Genomic DNA, 16,031 nt, shown 5'->3' with positions numbered 1-16,031 from the left:
TTTTTGGTATTAGGTTGGAGATACTATACTGTTCACTATGAAATCGAGGTATTCTTGCGCATACCTATGTAGCCCCTATCTTGAATTCGTATTTAACTTTCAATAGTTGATTTTTTGAGCAGTTTAGGACTATATTCAAAGTCCACATCGGGAAGTAAAGGAATGACGATGAAGTCCAATACAGCGAGTTTGTTTCAGGTCTTGAATGAGTATCGAGTTAAAAATATCGATCACCTTCAACTAAAACTAGAACATATCCATAATGAGATAGAGCGCTTGCGCGATCATGCTGAAGTGAAACATCGGGTAATTGGTACATCTTTTTTGAAGCAAGATCTTCACTGCTTCACACTCGGTCATGGACCAATAGTCATCACTATGTGGTCCCAAATGCATGGCGATGAATCTAGTGCAAGCGCTGCAGTATTGGACTTTATTAATGTTTTATTGAGCTCCAAACAAGCTTCCGAAACAAAATTGCATTCGTCTTCCGTGCTATTCCAAAATTGGGAAGACAAATTCACCATACATATTGCTCCTATGCTGAATCCTGATGGCGCAAAATTCAGCAAGAGATATAACGCGCAAGGTTTAGATATTAATCGAGATGCATTAGCCCTGCAGACACCTGAAGGGAATGTACTGAATGCCTTGATTGAAGAAACAAAACCGCAATACGCATTCAACTTACATGACCAAGACCCTTATTATCGCTGTGGAGCGCAGGCAAAGCCAGTTACCATAGCCTTCTTGGCACCAGCGTATAATCCTCAAAAAGAACTCAATCATGCCCGCCAAAACGCCATGACTCTGATAGCTGAAATATCAAAGTCATTGCAAGAAGAGCTCAATGGGCAAATCGCAAAGTATGATGACACATTTTCTGAACGTTCATTCGGGGACCAAATCGCAGCCAAAGGAATTAGCACGATTTTAATCGAATCCGGCTATTTCGTAGCTGATGAAACGAGACAAGTTGCCCGCTCCGCCAACCTTGTCGCTTTAGTGCGAAGCCTTTCAATACTTGCTGAACAATCTGCTCTGTTTGATGATAAAGGAGAGTACAGTGAACCACGTGTGTATGCTGATTTGCCTTTAAATATTGAAAACAAATGGTGTGATTTGTTGATTAAAAACCTTCATTTTAAAGAGCAGCATTACTCTGCAGATGTCGCTATACGGAAACCAGCGCGCTATTCAAATGAGTGGATAATCTATGACCTTGGTGATTTACGTGATTTTGCCGGTGAAATTGAATTTGATGCTGAACAATATGTGTATGAGGCTGGACAATCGTTTTTAGTAGACGACAAACTCGTCCTCGATGAAGAAAGCTACTTAACCATTCTGCGTGATGGTTATACACATTTTGTGGGTGAAGCGAGTTTAATAAACAACGTCTGCGGGCTACCCATCGTCAATAACCCTAAAATTTGGCATGACGATTTCAAACTTTCGAGAGGTACTGTCGCTGCGGGCTTCCTAGTCAGGAATGGCATACGGGAGTTTGCGATCATAAATGGGAGACTATTGAAACTGAGTTGAATTTGCCTTTATTATTAATTTGGCAGTTTATTCAGGTTGTTATATTCCGAGAGCCTTGTTAAATTTACGGAAAGCTGTAGCCGCTTTTCTCAGTGGGCTATTTAACCTTATTTCGGTTTTTTTGGATTCATCTATGCCAGATTGGAAGCGGCACCTAAACATTGGTCTTGTGTTAAGTTCGTTCTTACTCGTGAGCTGCGCCAGTGTATCTACAATCGAACAAATGCCATCAAAAAATCATAGCTTCAGAATAAAATCTTTAGTGATGCATTTTACTGCGGTAAATTATCAAGAATCCGTCGAGGCACTTGTTGACGAAGGCAATGTAAGCTCTCACTACCTTATTCCCAGCCTAGAAGACCCTACGTACCCACAAAAAGAACTTAAGGTTTTTCAACTGGTTAAGGAAAGCGATCGCGCTTGGCATGCTGGAGTTAGTTATTGGCAAGGGCGCTCAGGTTTGAACGATCATAGCATTGGAATTGAGATTGTTAATCAACCTGAATGCCAAGAAGATATTCCATTCGACGCTTCATTGGCCGCAGTTCCACCTCAAATAGAGGGTGCGGAAAAGAATCGCGATTTGTGTATATTCCCTGATTTTGAAGAAGCACAAATCAAAAAGTTAATCGCTTTGACAAAAGACATCTTGGCTCGTAATCCTGATATTGAACCTACAGCCGTTATTGGCCACTCTGATATTGCGCCGTCTCGCAAAAATGACCCCGGCCCAAAATTTCCATGGTTTCGACTTTATCAAGAAGGCATAGGTGCTTGGTACGATACGGAGACTCTCAACCAGCACTGGCTGGCGTTTAATCAAACACCTCCGAGTTTAGCCTTGGTGCAGCGGGCGCTAAGTGATTATGGTTATGGACTCATAGCAACCGGTCGGCTAGACCAACAGAGTATCGATACCTTATCTGCATTTCAGATGCATTTTTTGCCATGGCAAGTGACTGGCCAGTTGGACAACCAAACCGCGGCAGCAGTATTCGCCTTAGTTGAGAAGTATTTTCCTGACAAATTTCAAGATCTAAATCGTTTGTACCAATCTGAAGTACTCGCAGATCAAATTAAGCAACAGCAAGTTTTTGTTAACACTCAGCAATCACAAATCTCTCAAGACTTCAGAAATCAAAGCACAGATAAATTACCCAAGGTAACTAATCGGGCGAGATTTAAGGCATATAAAGGACGTGGTGAGCTATTAATTGAAACCGATGATGCTAGCTCAGCGGAGATTTATATTAATGAGCAACGATTAAGCTTAGACAACTTTGAGGCAGGTAATATCAATAGAGTGTCACTACACAAGCGCACAATCGACGGTCTGAACACTTTGCGAGTTGAAAATATACAACCTGCTGATGCAAGTATCCGTATCAGCATTCCATACCCAACACTTGCTTATGAAATTGCGCCCTACAAAGAGGATTTTGCAGAACTAGATAGGTTTATACGCAAGGGTATCAATGCAGGCTTTCCTGGCTTAAGTATCGCCGTTGTTCATAAAGGGAAGATTATAAAACGCACCAGTTATGGACATGCACGCAAGTATGATAATCGAGGTCAGTTACTAGAGGATTTTGAGCCTTTAACTAGCGACCATTTGTTTGATTTGGCATCAAATACGAAAACTTTTGCCACCAGCTTGGCCATTATGCACTTGGTCAATCGGGGAGACTTAGAGCTTGATAGACCAATCAATCACTACATTCCTGAATTCAGTGGTAACGGGCGTGAGGTTATATTGGTCAGGGATTTGTTGTCGCACAGCAGTGGATATGCGCCTGAATTGAAGTTTTATCGTCCCGATAATGTATGGGGGGAATACTTTTATTCTCAGAATAAAATAAAGACACAACGATTGCTGCTCACAGCACTCCCTTTTGACTCAGTTTATAGCGGTTCACAGACATACAGTGACAGTAACTTTATGATACTTGGCACATTGATAGAGCGCTTAACGAATATGCCATTGGACCAGTTTATGCGAGAAAGCATTTACCAGCCACTTGGCTTAGAAAACACGCTATTTACACCACTTAAGCACGGATTTGAAGCAAACCAATTTGCAGCCACGGAAATTCAAGGCAATACTCGAGCTGGCAATGTCGAGTTTCCAAACATCAGAGAATACGTATTACAAGGTGAGGTGCATGATGAAAAAGCATTTTACTCTATGCAAGGCGTCTCAGGTCATGCAGGCTTATTCTCGAGTATCGATGACTTATCAGTTTTAAGCCAAGTACTTCTCAATGGTGGTGGCTATGGCAATGTAAAACTATTCAATCATGCCATATTAGACCGTTTCACTAGTCCCTCTGGTAAACAGGATACCATTGGTCTGGCTTGGCAATTAGCGAGAGATAAGGAAAGAGAATGGCATTTTGGTCCCTATGCGAGTCAAAGTGCGTTTGGACATACCGGTTGGACTGGCACAGCCACCGTGATTGATCCTGAGCATGACTTAGCCGTTATTATCCTTACAAATTTACGCCACTCTCCTGTTATCTCAATAGAAGATAAGTTTGAGTTTGAGGCGGAATCATCTGAACTCGCCCGTTATGGCAATATTGTGAGCTTGGTTTATGAAACGTTGATTAAGCTCAAAACCGAAAAACAATAAGAAAAATACAATAGGAAACAATCTATGGATTGGCTAACCGTACTTCCGCCGCTTATCGCAATTACAGTAGTTTTGTGGAAAAAAGAAGTGATATTAGCCTTACTCTTGGCTGTACTGTCGTCTGAATTACTGTTGGCTATGTCCAATGAAAGTGCGTGGTTACTTACACCCATTAATACGATAGAGCGAATTGTGAGTACTGCAGGCAGCGGCTCTACAACGCGGATTCTAATATTCAGTCTCTTAGTGGGCGCATTATTGGCTTTTATCCGCGACTCTGGCGGTGTCAAAGCCACGGTTAACAGACTCATTGGAAGTGGATTGATCAACTCTAGAAAGCGAGTTGGTGGCGTCACCATGTTTACTGGCATGGCGATATTTATCGAATCAAATTTGAGTGTCCTTACCGCAGGAATTTTTGCTCGTGGTTTGTTTGATAAATACAAAATGAGCCGAGCAAGACTGGCTTATATTATCGATTCAACTTGCGCGCCTATCTGTATCCTTATCCTGCTAAATGGTTGGGGCGCATATGTATTAGCCCTAATCAGCGCCTATGACCTAAACGAAACACCAATAGCCGTGTTATGGGGTACTCTTCCCTACAATGTTTATGCATGGCTTACCTTGCTAGTGGTCGCTTATACCATTTTCGCAGATAAAGTACACGGACCTATGAAGGAGGCTGAAATTAAGCTTGAATCGACAGATACCAAGCTCAATTCTAGTGAAGCGACAAAGTCACGTTTTATGTTAGTACCGCTAATAGTAATGATTGTAGGTATGTTTGGTTTTATGCTGCTAACAGGTGAAGGAGACATTACTAAAGGCAGCGGCAGTAAATCTGTTTTATACGCTACATTTTTAGCATGTATCGTCGCCTATCTTCAGTTATTGTGGCATAAACGATTCACGCATCAGCAGTCGCTTAAAATAGGGTTTAATGGTATGGGGGAGCTATTACCTCTAGTCACCATTGTCTTACTCTCCATCGCTCTGGGCAGCAGCCTGAAAGAGCTAGGTACGGGTGTTTTCGTTTCTGGTGTTGTTGGCGAACACCTCCCCTTAATTTTAGTCGTACCTATGCTGTTTTTAACTGGCGCTTTCATGTCGTTCACCACAGGCACATCATGGGGTACTTTCGCTATCTTAATTCCAATAGGCATGCCGTTGGTAGCTAGTTTAGGCTTACCGCCATCACTCGTTTTGGCAGCCATTTTGGGGGGTGGTATATTTGGAGACCATTGCTCTCCCATTTCAGATACCACTGCCGTTTCATCTTTAGCGGCTGGCTGCGACTTACTAACACACGTTAAAACGCAAATGCCATATGCGCTTTTCGTGGGCGGTTTAACTATCATTGCTTACTTATTGTTAAGCGTGCAGGTACTTTTCTGAGGGTGAATCAGCACTTGTAGCTACATAACAACCAAGGAATATTGTTATGTAGCGAATACTTGGGATTGATCTGCAAAACCCTTAAATTCGAGAGCGTTCCCCGCAGGGTCAAGCAAAAAGAAAGTGCCCTGTTCACCGGTCTTTCCCTTGAAGCGAATATAAGGCTCAATAATAAAAGCTTGTTGCTCTTCAATTAAACGGTCTGCAAGCAACTGCCATTCAGGCATATCTAAAATAACACCGAAGTGAGGTACTGGAACGTTCTTATCGTCGACAGAATTTGGCTTGGGTCTTGAAGGCATCTCAGCGACTAGGTGAGTCACTAGCTGATGCCCAAAAAAATTCCAATCGATCCACTGCTCGCTACTTCGACCTTTCTGACAAGATAGAAGCTTGCCATAAAAAGCTTCTGCTTCAGCAAGATCAGTCACTGGAATGGCGAGATGAAATGCTGGCATCGTGTTTCTTTCTGACATTATTGTGGATCCTCTTTGCTAATTTTACCGTCTACCTATGACAACTTCTTAAGTAACATCAATTTTAGTTTACTGAACGGCGCGTACCGAATAGCAGCATCAAACTTGAAGCTCCTTTTCATCACGGCCTTTTGATGACTGAATGTGTCGAATCCCGATTTACCATGATAATTGCCCATACCACTAGTACCGACACCGCCAAACGGCAATTCATGGTTGACTAAGAATATATTCGTGTCGTTGATGCAAATTGAACCTGCACTGATTTCTTCAACAACCATGCTTTCAAATTCTTTATTTGAGGTAAACGCGTAACACGCTAAGGGTTTTGGGCGCGCTCGCACAAAGTCAATCATACTTTGCTTTGACTTAAACGTTAAAATTGGAAGGATGGGACCAAATATTTCTTCTTGCATAATCAGGTCATCAAGTTTTGGTTGCACAACAACAGTTGGCTCTATGAAACGCTCGTCAACATCGTGTTTGCCACCATGAATGATATTCAGACCTTCTAGGTAGTTAATCAAACGAGCGCAATGCCTTTGATTAATAACACGACCATAATCCTTATTACTTTGTGGTTCTTTGGAGTACTGTTTCTTGATTTCAGCAATTAACTTTTGTGTAAAGTCTGCCAAATACTTTTCTTCTATGAGCACATAATCAGGCGCAACACAGGTTTGCCCAACATTCATCCATTTGCCCCAAACGATGCGGCGAACAGTTATATCTAGGTTTGTCTCACCATCGACGATACACGGGCTTTTGCCACCTAACTCTAATGTAACTGGGGCTAGATGCTTAGCAGCAGCGGTCATCACAATGCGTCCAACATGCTCACCGCCGGTATAGAAATATTTATCAAAAGGCATCGCCAATAACTCTGTAGTTTCATCTTTACCGCCCTCTTGCACTCTTATTGCTGCATTATCGAGATAAAGAGGGATAAGCTTGGCTAGAAGTTCAGAGCTAGCAGGCGCTAGTTCGGAAGGCTTTATTACTGCGCAGTTGCCAGCGGCGATCGCAGCGATTAGCGGTGTTAGTACAAGTTGAACGGGATAATTCCAAGCACCAATAATCAGAGCCACACCTAATGGCTCACTTTGGATCATGCTCTTACCTGGCCACGCAACCAAAGGCGTGCCTACTTTTTTAGGTTTCATCCACGACTTGAGGCGTTTTATATTGTCATCTACATCAGTAATAGAATACCCAATTTCGGTCAACCAAGCTTCGGATTCACTTTTCGCTAGGTCTTGATTCAACGCTTTAGCAATGTCTTTGCTTTTCTCTTCTAGTAAGCGCTTTAAAGCCTGCAACTGCTCTATGCGCCACTTATATGTTTTTGTTCGCCCAGTGGAAAAAGTACGCTTTAATTCGTCAATACTCATTACTGCGTGGTTGGTACTTTCTGGTAAATCTAAGGTTGCGTCAGGCATTCCATTACTCATTAATTATGCGAATACTGACATCCTAGCAAAGGCGTACCATAAGGCAAATAGTAGGGGAAACAAAAAGCCGACGGATTCTCGCGAAAACGTCGGCTTTTCTTAACACTTAAGTTATTTTATTGCTTATTCCGCGTAAGGGTTGCGAAGCACCATTGTATCTGCGCGGTCAGGTCCTGTAGATATAATATCGATAGGAACACCGGTCAACTCTTCCAAACGCTTGATATAATTCTTAGCAGCCTGTGGTAAGTCATCGTAGACAGTCACGCCATAAGTATTGTCAGTCCAACCAGGCATTTCTTCATAAACTGGTGTAACTAAATCATACCCTTCAGCAGCTAGTGGTGGAATAGTGCTCACCTTACCCGCTTTATCTTCATAGCCAACGCAAATGCTCAAGGTTTTCAAACCGTCAAGAACATCAAGCTTAGTTAGGCAAAAGCCTGTAATTGAGTTTAATTGTACCGCGCGACGCATTGCTACCGCATCAAACCAACCTGTGCGGCGTTTACGGCCTGTAGTTGCGCCAAACTCATGGCCTTTAACCCCAAGGTGTTGGCCTACTTCGCAGTCTAACTCAGTAGGGAAAGGACCAGAACCTACACGTGTTGTATAAGCTTTGACGATACCCAATACATAATCAATATTAAGCGGGCCAAAACCAGCACCAGTTGCAACACCACCAACAGTAGTATTAGAGGAAGTTACGTAGGGATATGTGCCATGGTCAATATCTAGCAATGTGCCCTGCGCCCCTTCAAACATGATGGATTGCTTGTTCTTGCGAGCAGTTTCAAGCAGGTCTGTTACATCAACAACCATCGACTTCAATAAGTCAGCAACAGATAAGGCTTGTTGTAATACTTCATCATAGTCAACGGCTACCTCTTTGTAGTATTCGGTGAGCATGAAGTTGTGGTAGCTAAGGACTTCTTTCAGTTTTACTGCGAAATCTTCCGGATTGAATAAGTCACCAACGCGCAAACCTCGACGAGAAACTTTATCTTCATAAGCTGGACCAATACCGCGGCCGGTAGTGCCAATTGCTTTGTTACCACGAGCTTTCTCGCGAGCAACGTCCAACGCTATGTGGAAAGGTAAAATAAGCGGGCACGCTTCACTGATAACAAGACGCTCCTTAACAGGAACACCTTTCTCTTCCAGCATCGCCATTTCTTTTAACAAAGCTTCAGGGCTCAGCACTACGCCATTGCCGATAACGCACTTTACGTTTTCACGCAGTACGCCAGAGGGGATGAGATGAAGAACGGTTTTTTCGCCGTCTATAACGAGAGTATGCCCCGCATTGTGACCACCTTGATAGCGAACCACAAAAGAAGCTTGTTCAGTTAGAAGATCAACGACCTTACCCTTTCCTTCGTCACCCCATTGGGTTCCGAGTACAACAACATTTTTAGCCATGGAAGATTTTTGCATCAGAAAATTAGGCCGCGATTTTAGCAAAATTCAGAGCAAAAAATCACCCCATATTTTGTTTTTATATGCGGTTTATTAAGAAATATGCGCTAACGACACCAATTACAACCATTACACCGCCGATTCTGCGTAATGATTCAGAGGGTTGCAGCGCCATCTGCATTAAAAACTGCTTCCATTTATCGGGAATGAGTAAAGGCATCAAACCCTCGATAATGAAAACAATACAAATGGCGAGTAGAAATGCTTCGCCCATTAATACAATAAGCTATAGATTTTACGGCGATATTGAGACTTCAAGGCATCCCCATCTGGCAGCGCATTAATAATGTCTAAGGTGAATTTTTTAGCTTCACCAAAATTCAGATCTTTTTGAAGCACGCTCAATAGTAGTGCTAGCGCTTCGTCGTTTTTGTGTGCTTGATGCAACTGAACAGACAACTTCACCTTAATCTCCAAGTTCTCAGGGTCGGCTTCCAGCGCAGCTTGCAATTCTTTTATTTCGGGCGATTCAGACGCTTGCTCAGCTAATTCAACCTTCCCAACGATTGCGTGATAACGGGCATCTTGGTCTACCATTGTCACCGCTTCTAATAGCTTCTTGGCAAGCGCCGGCTGACCCACTTCTACATAGCAATCAGCCATCGTTAAGCGAATATCAATACGCTCATTATTCGCCTCAAAGGCTTGTTTAGCAAACGTGAAGGCCTCATGGTAATTACCAAGCTCAATGCATGCTAACGCTGACTGCAAGAAACCATCTTCAGGTTTGGGTAGGTGCTTTTCAATAACTTCCCTAACCTGCGCTTCAGTTTGTGGGCCGGCAAAACCATCCAAGGGTTGGCCGTCTTTGACTAAAATGACAGTCGGTAAACCACGTACTCCAAATTGGCCTGCGATTTCTTGTTGTTCGTCACAGTTCACTCTAGCAAACAGCAAATTGTCGTTGTACTCACTCGCTATACTTTGAAGAATCGGTGTTAATTCACCACAGGGTTCGCTCCACGGAGCCCAAAACTGAACCATAATTGTCTTCAATTTCGACTCTTCCAAAATAATTTGCTGGAAGTTTTCTAAGGTGATGTCTACATGGTTTGTATTTGGCTCGGGTAGCATTTATTTCATCTCGTTCATATATGTTTGGAATGATGTGAGCTTTGGATTATCCGCTCATGGAATAAAATATATTGGGCTGTTACACGCAATTACAAGCTCTGGCCCAATAATAATAGATAGGATTGTAGTCCATAAAATTTATGATAACATCATACTCCAGCTACTCGCGAGGCAAGTCCATGGAAAAAAAATACACCAGTTTTAGTGAGTTTTATCCTTACTACCTATCAGAACATGAAAACACTACCTGCCGGCTACTACATTTTATAGGTAGTTGGTTAGTACTTGCTGTTATCGCGTATGTTATCCTTACTGGCGCTTTAGTGTTCCTGTGGCTAATTCCCCTTATCGGTTATGGCTTTGCTTGGGTCGGCCACTTTTTCTATGAACATAATAAGCCAGCGACCTTCAAGTACCCCTTTTACAGCCTAATGGGCGATTGGGTAATGTTTAAGGATATTCTCATTGGTAAAATCTCTATCCGGGCTTAGTCGCCCAAAGGTAAGTAAACGTGCAGTTCAAAACCTCGGGTTTGCCATCGCTTGCCTAAGCTTAAGTGCATGCTGCGCTTTACCTACATCATCTTCAGTAAACAACCTGCACAATACTGACCAAGACATAGTTAAGGTTAAGGTCTTAGGTATTAATGACTTTCACGGCCAAGTTTTACCCAAAGGCCAAGATGGAGGTATGCAGAAGTTGGCGCTGCACCTACTCAAGGCCATTGAAATAGGTAACCAGCCAACATTTGTGCTCCATGCAGGCGATCATGTCGGAGCAAGCCCAGCAGAATCGGCATTGCTGCAAGACGAGCCTTCCATTGCCTTTTTAAATTACCTACAAGACTACTGCAAGCTAAGTCATACACCTTCATGTGAAATAATTGGTACCGCGGGAAATCACGAGTTTGATGAAGGGAGCGCTGAAATGCTTCGTTTACTGCAAGGTGGAAACCATAATAAAGGCCCTTTTTTGCAGAATAAATGGCCAGGCGCAAACTACAAAACCCTGAGTGCGAATGTAATAGACCTTGAGTCAAAATCCACCTTGCTACCTCCCTATGTTATCCATAATATCGCCGGTATCGATATTGGTTTTATAGGTTTGACACTCGATTCAACACCTGAACTTCTCATTCCTGGCTCAGTAGACGATTTACGTTTTGAAAACCAAGCTGAGGTTGCCCAACACTATGTTAAAGCCCTACAAGAGAAAGGGATAGAAAGCATCTTCATCATTATTCATGATGGTACGACTGAAGAGTATTATGAAGGTCAAACTCGCTCGAACAATCAGATCCCAGAGACGAGTCCTTTTATGGGGTTTCTCAAAAGCCTACCGGATGCCGTTGATCTTGTTATTACCGGGCATTCGCATCGTTTTACTAACGCCTATGTGAGTAATACTAACGGGCATACTTTCCTTGTCACTCAAGCATTCTCGAGCGGACGTGCTTATGCCGATATCGATGTAGCAATTAGTCGCAAAAGCAATGATGTCGTCTCCACTTCTGCTAATGTGCTTCTCACCAATAGCGAAAACTCGTATGCATTGAGCGAATCAGCGCGTCAGACATTAAAGCAGATTGACAGCATTGCTGAACAGGCTACTGCTTTTGCAAAGCAGTACACTCAGAGAGTCGTAAACACTTACGAGGCAAAAACCAACGATATATCACTGGGCGAATTTATTGCGAATAGCCATCAGTATGTATTGAAAACCGATATGGCTGTGATGAATAACGGTGGTGTTAGAGCGCAGCTAGAGCCAGGAGCAATTACTTGGGGTCAACTTTTCGCTGTTCAGCCATTTGGGAACCAGATCCTTGTGCGAAAATTTTCGGGTGAACAACTAATGGAAACAATCACCACAAGACACCATTGGAGTAGTGATGTTTCTATTGGTACAGAGCAGATACTATGGCGGGGAAAAGCCCTTGACAGAAATGCAAGCTATACTGTTGCAGGCAATGCCTACATTATGAATAGCGAACTATTTTCAGAAGGCGAATTGATCAGTATCGAGGGCTTAGATATTGACGCGACAGAGCACTACATGCGCGCTCTTCCTACCCCTTTCAACTTGAGTGACACCCCCGAATAAATGGCGTTCGTATTATTCTTGGGGGTATTCACATTACTCCTGGGACAGCTGTAGCCTAAGAGACTACTTCTTCGTTAAACGAAGCACCTTTCCGTTGGTGCTGTCAGTCAGAACGTATAAGCTCCCATCTGGCGCTTGTTTAACGTCGCGGATACGTTCATTCAAGTCTTTCAGCAATGGTTCTTGGCTCGTCACCTTGTCGCCATCTAACACGATACGGTTTAAGTAGCGGAACTTTAAAGAACCTACAAATAGATTTCCTTTCCATTCGGGAAATACATCACCAGTGTAAAAGTCCATACCACTAGGTGCAATTGACGGATCCCAGTAAGTCAATGGCTGACGCATACCAGGCATCTCAGTTTTATCGGTAATAATCGAGCCGTTATAATTCACACCGTAAGTAATGGTTGGCCAACCGTAATTGTCCCCTTTACTTAGTATGTTTATTTCATCACCGCCTTTAGGGCCATGCTCGTGAGTCCACACAGAGCCATTTGAGGGATTTACCGTCATACCCTGAACATTGCGATGTCCGTAGCTATATACTTCGGGGGCTTGACCTCCAAAAAATGGATTGTCGCTCGGTACTGAACCATCATCTTTCACTCTCACCACAACACCAAAATGGTTGTTTGGATTTTGAGATTCTTCTTTTTTAGAACCACGGTCGCCCAGTGAAACAAACAAGTTTTTATCCGCATCAAAAACAAGTCTGCAACCGAAGTGATGAGCGCTATCTATTTTTGGCTCAGCTACAAAAATTTCTTTCACTTCAGTTAAGGTGTTCCCGACAAGCTTGCCACGATGCACTTCGCTTCCGCGTACATTGCCATCAGCTACAGATAAGCAAACATAAACTAACTGATTATTGTCAAAATCTGGGTGCAAGGCCACACCTAACATACCGCCTTGACCAACTACAGCAGCTTCAGGTAAACCAGTGATTGGCTCGCTAAGTTCACCCGAAGCAGTCAGCATTCTTAAACCACCTGCCCTCTCAGTAACCAAAGCATCACCGTTTTTCATAAAGGTGATCCCCCACGGGTTTTTTAAGCCCGTGGCCACTTCTTCAACGTTTATTTCCGTTGCAACCGCACTCATGGCGAATGAAAAACCCAAAGCACTTATCATTAGTTGTTTTAACATACCGAATTCCATTATTGTTTCAGTTATTTTATGCTTACTCTTACGGGATAGTAGGCGATTTGTATCATGTCGCTGATGCTATAGGGTTGCGCGCAACATCCATGCTGTTTTTTCATGAATTCGCATACGGTCGCCTATCAAAGATGCACTTGATTCATCTTCTGCTTCTTGAGCGATTTTCAAGGCCTCTCGGCTAGTTCTCACGACAGTCTCATGCGCTTGCATTAAAATAGAAACCATCTCTTTCGCTTCAGGGACGCCATCCACCTCTTTAACACTGCTAAGTTCAGCAAAAGCGCGGTATGTGCCTGGTGCAACGCACCCGAGAGTACGAATACGCTCTGCAATTTCATCGACCGCTGCGGCTAGTTCAGTGTAGTGCTCTTCAAACATGAGATGTAACTCTCGAAATTGCGGACCCGTCACGTTCCAATGAAAGTTATGCGTTTGTAAATATAGCGTGTATGAATCTGCCAGCAAACGGCTCAGCGAGGCAGCAATCTGCTCTCTGTTGTCTTTACTAATACCAATATCTATTTGACTCATGATTTCTCCATATTTTTGTTTAACGAGCGTCTTTAATCTCAACCGACACTCTCATTATTTTATTATTCTCAAACACTAAGGTGAGAACAAAAGTATCGGAAGCACGCAAAGGCTCTTTGAGCCCCATTAACATTATATGCTTGCCACCCGGCTGAAATTCAAGGTTTGTGCCCGCAGGAATTTTAATACCTGACTCTAATTCACGCATTTGCATCATCTCATCTTCCATCACAGTTTCATGCAATTGCGCTTCTGCAGCAACCGAGCTATCAACTCTCACTGACAATAATGTAATATCGGATTGGCTGGCGTTATCAATTCTCAAATAAACGGCGCCTGTTTTCGCCAAGGCGAATGTTGCTCGAGCCCAGACATTTTCAATACTTACCTTTCCCTTTGCCTTTTTGTGCTCGTGGGCATTGGCGAATTGCGGAACCGCAAATAAAGAGAAAATCAAGGTAATGAAAAACAATTTTTGACTAATGCGCATATGCCGCTCCTACCATCAATTTAATATTGCTGAGCTAAAAACCGGCTCAACTTCCATGCAAAAACTTTACGAAGTGTTAGTGTAGTGAATAACACAATGATTTGGCAATAAATCATGTATTCAATACTGAATAAATAAAGTAGATTACGCTAAAACGAACAATGAGAATAATAAACTTGTGATGAACATCGAAAACATTAATAAAACATTGGAAGAATGGTCTAATCATGCGACCGCTGCAATGCAAGATACAGCAACGTATATTCAAATTGGTGCTGTGTTTGGCATCTATTTGTTTTCGTTTTGGTTGATTGGTTTTGTCCGCGCCAAAATTCCTGCACTTGCAACTCGACCTCAAGAATCGGCTCATCCAATAAACAAGCTGATATACAAACTCGGTACTATTATGGCGCCATTGTTGGCTCTGTTGCTAGTAAAGGTATTAGATGAAGTTGCCATAGCTTTAGTACTTCCTCACTGGCTAATTCAAACAACCTTAGCGATTGCAATACTGATATTTTTTCATTCCGTGATACGGGAATTCGTTTTACACCCCTTGCCCGCACGACTGTTTCGTTGGATTGGTCTGCCTTTGCTATTTTTGCATATCGTAGGGCTACTCAGCGGCTTTGTGGAAATACTCACTAGTATTTCTATGAGTGTTGGTAACGTGAATATTTCCGCCTATGGCATATTTAGAGTATTGATATTTGGTGCGTTTTTGTTTTGGTTGGGCCGCGTTTCCAACTCATTTGGCAAAGCTGTTATCAAGAAGCAAGCCTCACTGGATGTTCCTACTAAAGAAATCTTCTCTAAATTATTCGAAGTCGTCTTGTTCTGTATCATTGTCTTACTACTACTGAATGTCATGGGAATTAACCTGACTACCTTGGCAGTATTCGGCGGCGCTCTTGGTGTCGGCATTGGTTTGGGCTTGCAATCGATTGCGTCGAACTTCATTTCAGGCATCATTATTTTACTCGATCGCTCACTCACCATAGGTGATTACGTTGAATTAGAAACCGGACAAACAGGCTTTGTTCGCGAATTTCGAATGCGATACACCGTATTGGAAACCTATGATGGCAAAGATATCTTAGTCCCGAACGAAACATTCATTTCGAACCTGTTAATTAACTGGTCGCACAAAGATCCCAAGCAGCGCTATCGAGTAGATTTCTCCGTACCTTATGCTACAAATATTCGGGAAATGGTTGAATTCATTAAAGTGGCTGTTGCTGAGCACCCGAAAGTATTGAGTGGAGATGACTTACCATTTGAAGAACAACCAGATTGTGAAATTGATAGTTTTGGTGACTCTGGCGTCAATATGTTTGTTGAGTTTTGGATGGAAGGTATTGACGACGGAAAAAATCGTGTAGGCGGAGACTTACTTTTAACCATCTTTGAAACCTTGAAAGAAAATGGTATTGAAATTCCATTCCCTCAAAGAGAAGTACGCATTTTAAACCCTGAAAGTACCGGTTTACATAAGTCATAATAGGGTGAAACACGGCGGTAATTGAGGAGCCTATTTTATTAGCTCGCCGCCTATATCTCCCATCAAGCCTGACTATCACAATTGAGAAGGTAGATTTAGCAAGGACGAAAGCTAGTGCAAATCAAAACCTTTTATGCTATTATTCACTATTGTTATACCAAAAAGTAATATGAATACAACATAAGGA

At 42.7% G+C, this 16,031-nt stretch carries 14 protein-coding genes; 6 read left to right on the top strand and 8 right to left on the bottom strand.

The annotated features are described in order from the left end of the window. The first annotated feature begins 168 nt into the window (after positions 1-168). The 3 genes from RM544_RS08360 to RM544_RS08350 all read left to right on the top strand — a co-directional run bounded on the left by RM544_RS08360 (position 169) and on the right by RM544_RS08350 (position 5,575). Positions 169-1,545 carry a M14 family zinc carboxypeptidase gene (locus RM544_RS08360; RefSeq protein WP_311361306.1) on the top strand — a complete coding sequence of 459 codons (1,377 nt, stop codon included), beginning with the start codon at positions 169-171 and terminating at the stop codon, positions 1,543-1,545. A gap of 133 nt (positions 1,546-1,678) precedes the next feature. After that, complete coding sequence (pbp4b, locus tag RM544_RS08355) at positions 1,679-4,177, top strand: penicillin binding protein PBP4B (protein WP_311361305.1); 2,499 nt, start codon at positions 1,679-1,681, stop codon at positions 4,175-4,177. A 24-nt stretch (positions 4,178-4,201) separates the two neighbouring features. Next, complete coding sequence (locus RM544_RS08350; protein WP_311361304.1) at positions 4,202-5,575, top strand: Na+/H+ antiporter NhaC family protein; 1,374 nt, start codon at positions 4,202-4,204, stop codon at positions 5,573-5,575. Positions 5,576-5,619: 44 nt separating this feature from the next. On the opposite strand, the gene RM544_RS08345 is transcribed toward RM544_RS08350, so the two are convergent. The 5 genes from RM544_RS08345 to RM544_RS08325 form a co-directional block, all read right to left on the bottom strand. Next, complete coding sequence (locus tag RM544_RS08345) at positions 5,620-6,051, bottom strand: VOC family protein (protein WP_311361303.1); 432 nt, start codon at positions 6,049-6,051, stop codon at positions 5,620-5,622. Between the two features lie 35 nt (positions 6,052-6,086). After that, the gene (locus RM544_RS08340) at positions 6,087-7,490 is read right to left on the bottom strand and encodes an aldehyde dehydrogenase family protein (protein ID WP_311361302.1); all 1,404 of its coding nucleotides are present in this window, start codon (positions 7,488-7,490) and stop codon (positions 6,087-6,089) included. Between the two features lie 135 nt (positions 7,491-7,625). Further along, positions 7,626-8,924 (bottom strand): adenylosuccinate synthase, encoded by a 1,299-nt coding sequence (locus RM544_RS08335; protein WP_311361363.1) that lies wholly within the window; start codon positions 8,922-8,924, stop codon positions 7,626-7,628. A 76-nt stretch (positions 8,925-9,000) separates the two neighbouring features. Further along, on the bottom strand, positions 9,001-9,195 hold the full coding sequence (locus RM544_RS08330) for a DUF2065 domain-containing protein (RefSeq protein WP_311361301.1): 195 nt from the start codon (positions 9,193-9,195) through the stop codon (positions 9,001-9,003). After that, positions 9,195-10,055 (bottom strand): tetratricopeptide repeat protein, encoded by an 861-nt coding sequence (locus RM544_RS08325; RefSeq protein WP_311361300.1) that lies wholly within the window; start codon positions 10,053-10,055, stop codon positions 9,195-9,197. The genes RM544_RS08330 and RM544_RS08325 overlap by 1 nt, the downstream gene beginning before the upstream one ends. Positions 10,056-10,234: 179 nt before the next feature. On the opposite strand from RM544_RS08325, the gene RM544_RS08320 reads away from it, so the two are divergent. Continuing rightward, positions 10,235-10,546 carry an Mpo1-like protein gene (locus RM544_RS08320; RefSeq protein ID WP_311361299.1) on the top strand — a complete coding sequence of 104 codons (312 nt, stop codon included), beginning with the start codon at positions 10,235-10,237 and terminating at the stop codon, positions 10,544-10,546. After that, positions 10,521-12,158: a bifunctional metallophosphatase/5'-nucleotidase gene (locus tag RM544_RS08315; protein WP_311361298.1), complete on the top strand. Its 1,638-nt coding sequence runs from the start codon at positions 10,521-10,523 to the stop codon at positions 12,156-12,158. The genes RM544_RS08320 and RM544_RS08315 overlap by 26 nt, the downstream gene beginning before the upstream one ends. A gap of 63 nt (positions 12,159-12,221) precedes the next feature. On the opposite strand, the gene RM544_RS08310 is transcribed toward RM544_RS08315, so the two are convergent. The 3 genes from RM544_RS08310 to RM544_RS08300 form a co-directional block, all read right to left on the bottom strand. Then, positions 12,222-13,307: a PQQ-dependent sugar dehydrogenase gene (locus RM544_RS08310; RefSeq protein WP_311361297.1), complete on the bottom strand. Its 1,086-nt coding sequence runs from the start codon at positions 13,305-13,307 to the stop codon at positions 12,222-12,224. Positions 13,308-13,385: 78 nt separating this feature from the next. Beyond that, on the bottom strand, positions 13,386-13,853 hold the full coding sequence (locus tag RM544_RS08305; protein ID WP_311361296.1) for a Dps family protein: 468 nt from the start codon (positions 13,851-13,853) through the stop codon (positions 13,386-13,388). 19 nt (positions 13,854-13,872) lie between these two features. After that, positions 13,873-14,343: a copper chaperone PCu(A)C gene (locus RM544_RS08300; protein ID WP_311361295.1), complete on the bottom strand. Its 471-nt coding sequence runs from the start codon at positions 14,341-14,343 to the stop codon at positions 13,873-13,875. 181 nt (positions 14,344-14,524) lie between these two features. On the opposite strand from RM544_RS08300, the gene RM544_RS08295 reads away from it, so the two are divergent. Beyond that, positions 14,525-15,844: a mechanosensitive ion channel family protein gene (locus tag RM544_RS08295; RefSeq protein WP_311361362.1), complete on the top strand. Its 1,320-nt coding sequence runs from the start codon at positions 14,525-14,527 to the stop codon at positions 15,842-15,844. Positions 15,845-16,031: the final 187 nt, after the last annotated feature.

The sequence above is a fragment of the Brumicola blandensis genome (assembly GCF_031846165.1).
GTDB lineage: Bacteria > Pseudomonadota > Gammaproteobacteria > Enterobacterales > Alteromonadaceae > Glaciecola > Glaciecola blandensis.
This window is presented reverse-complemented; position numbering and strand designations above follow the sequence as displayed.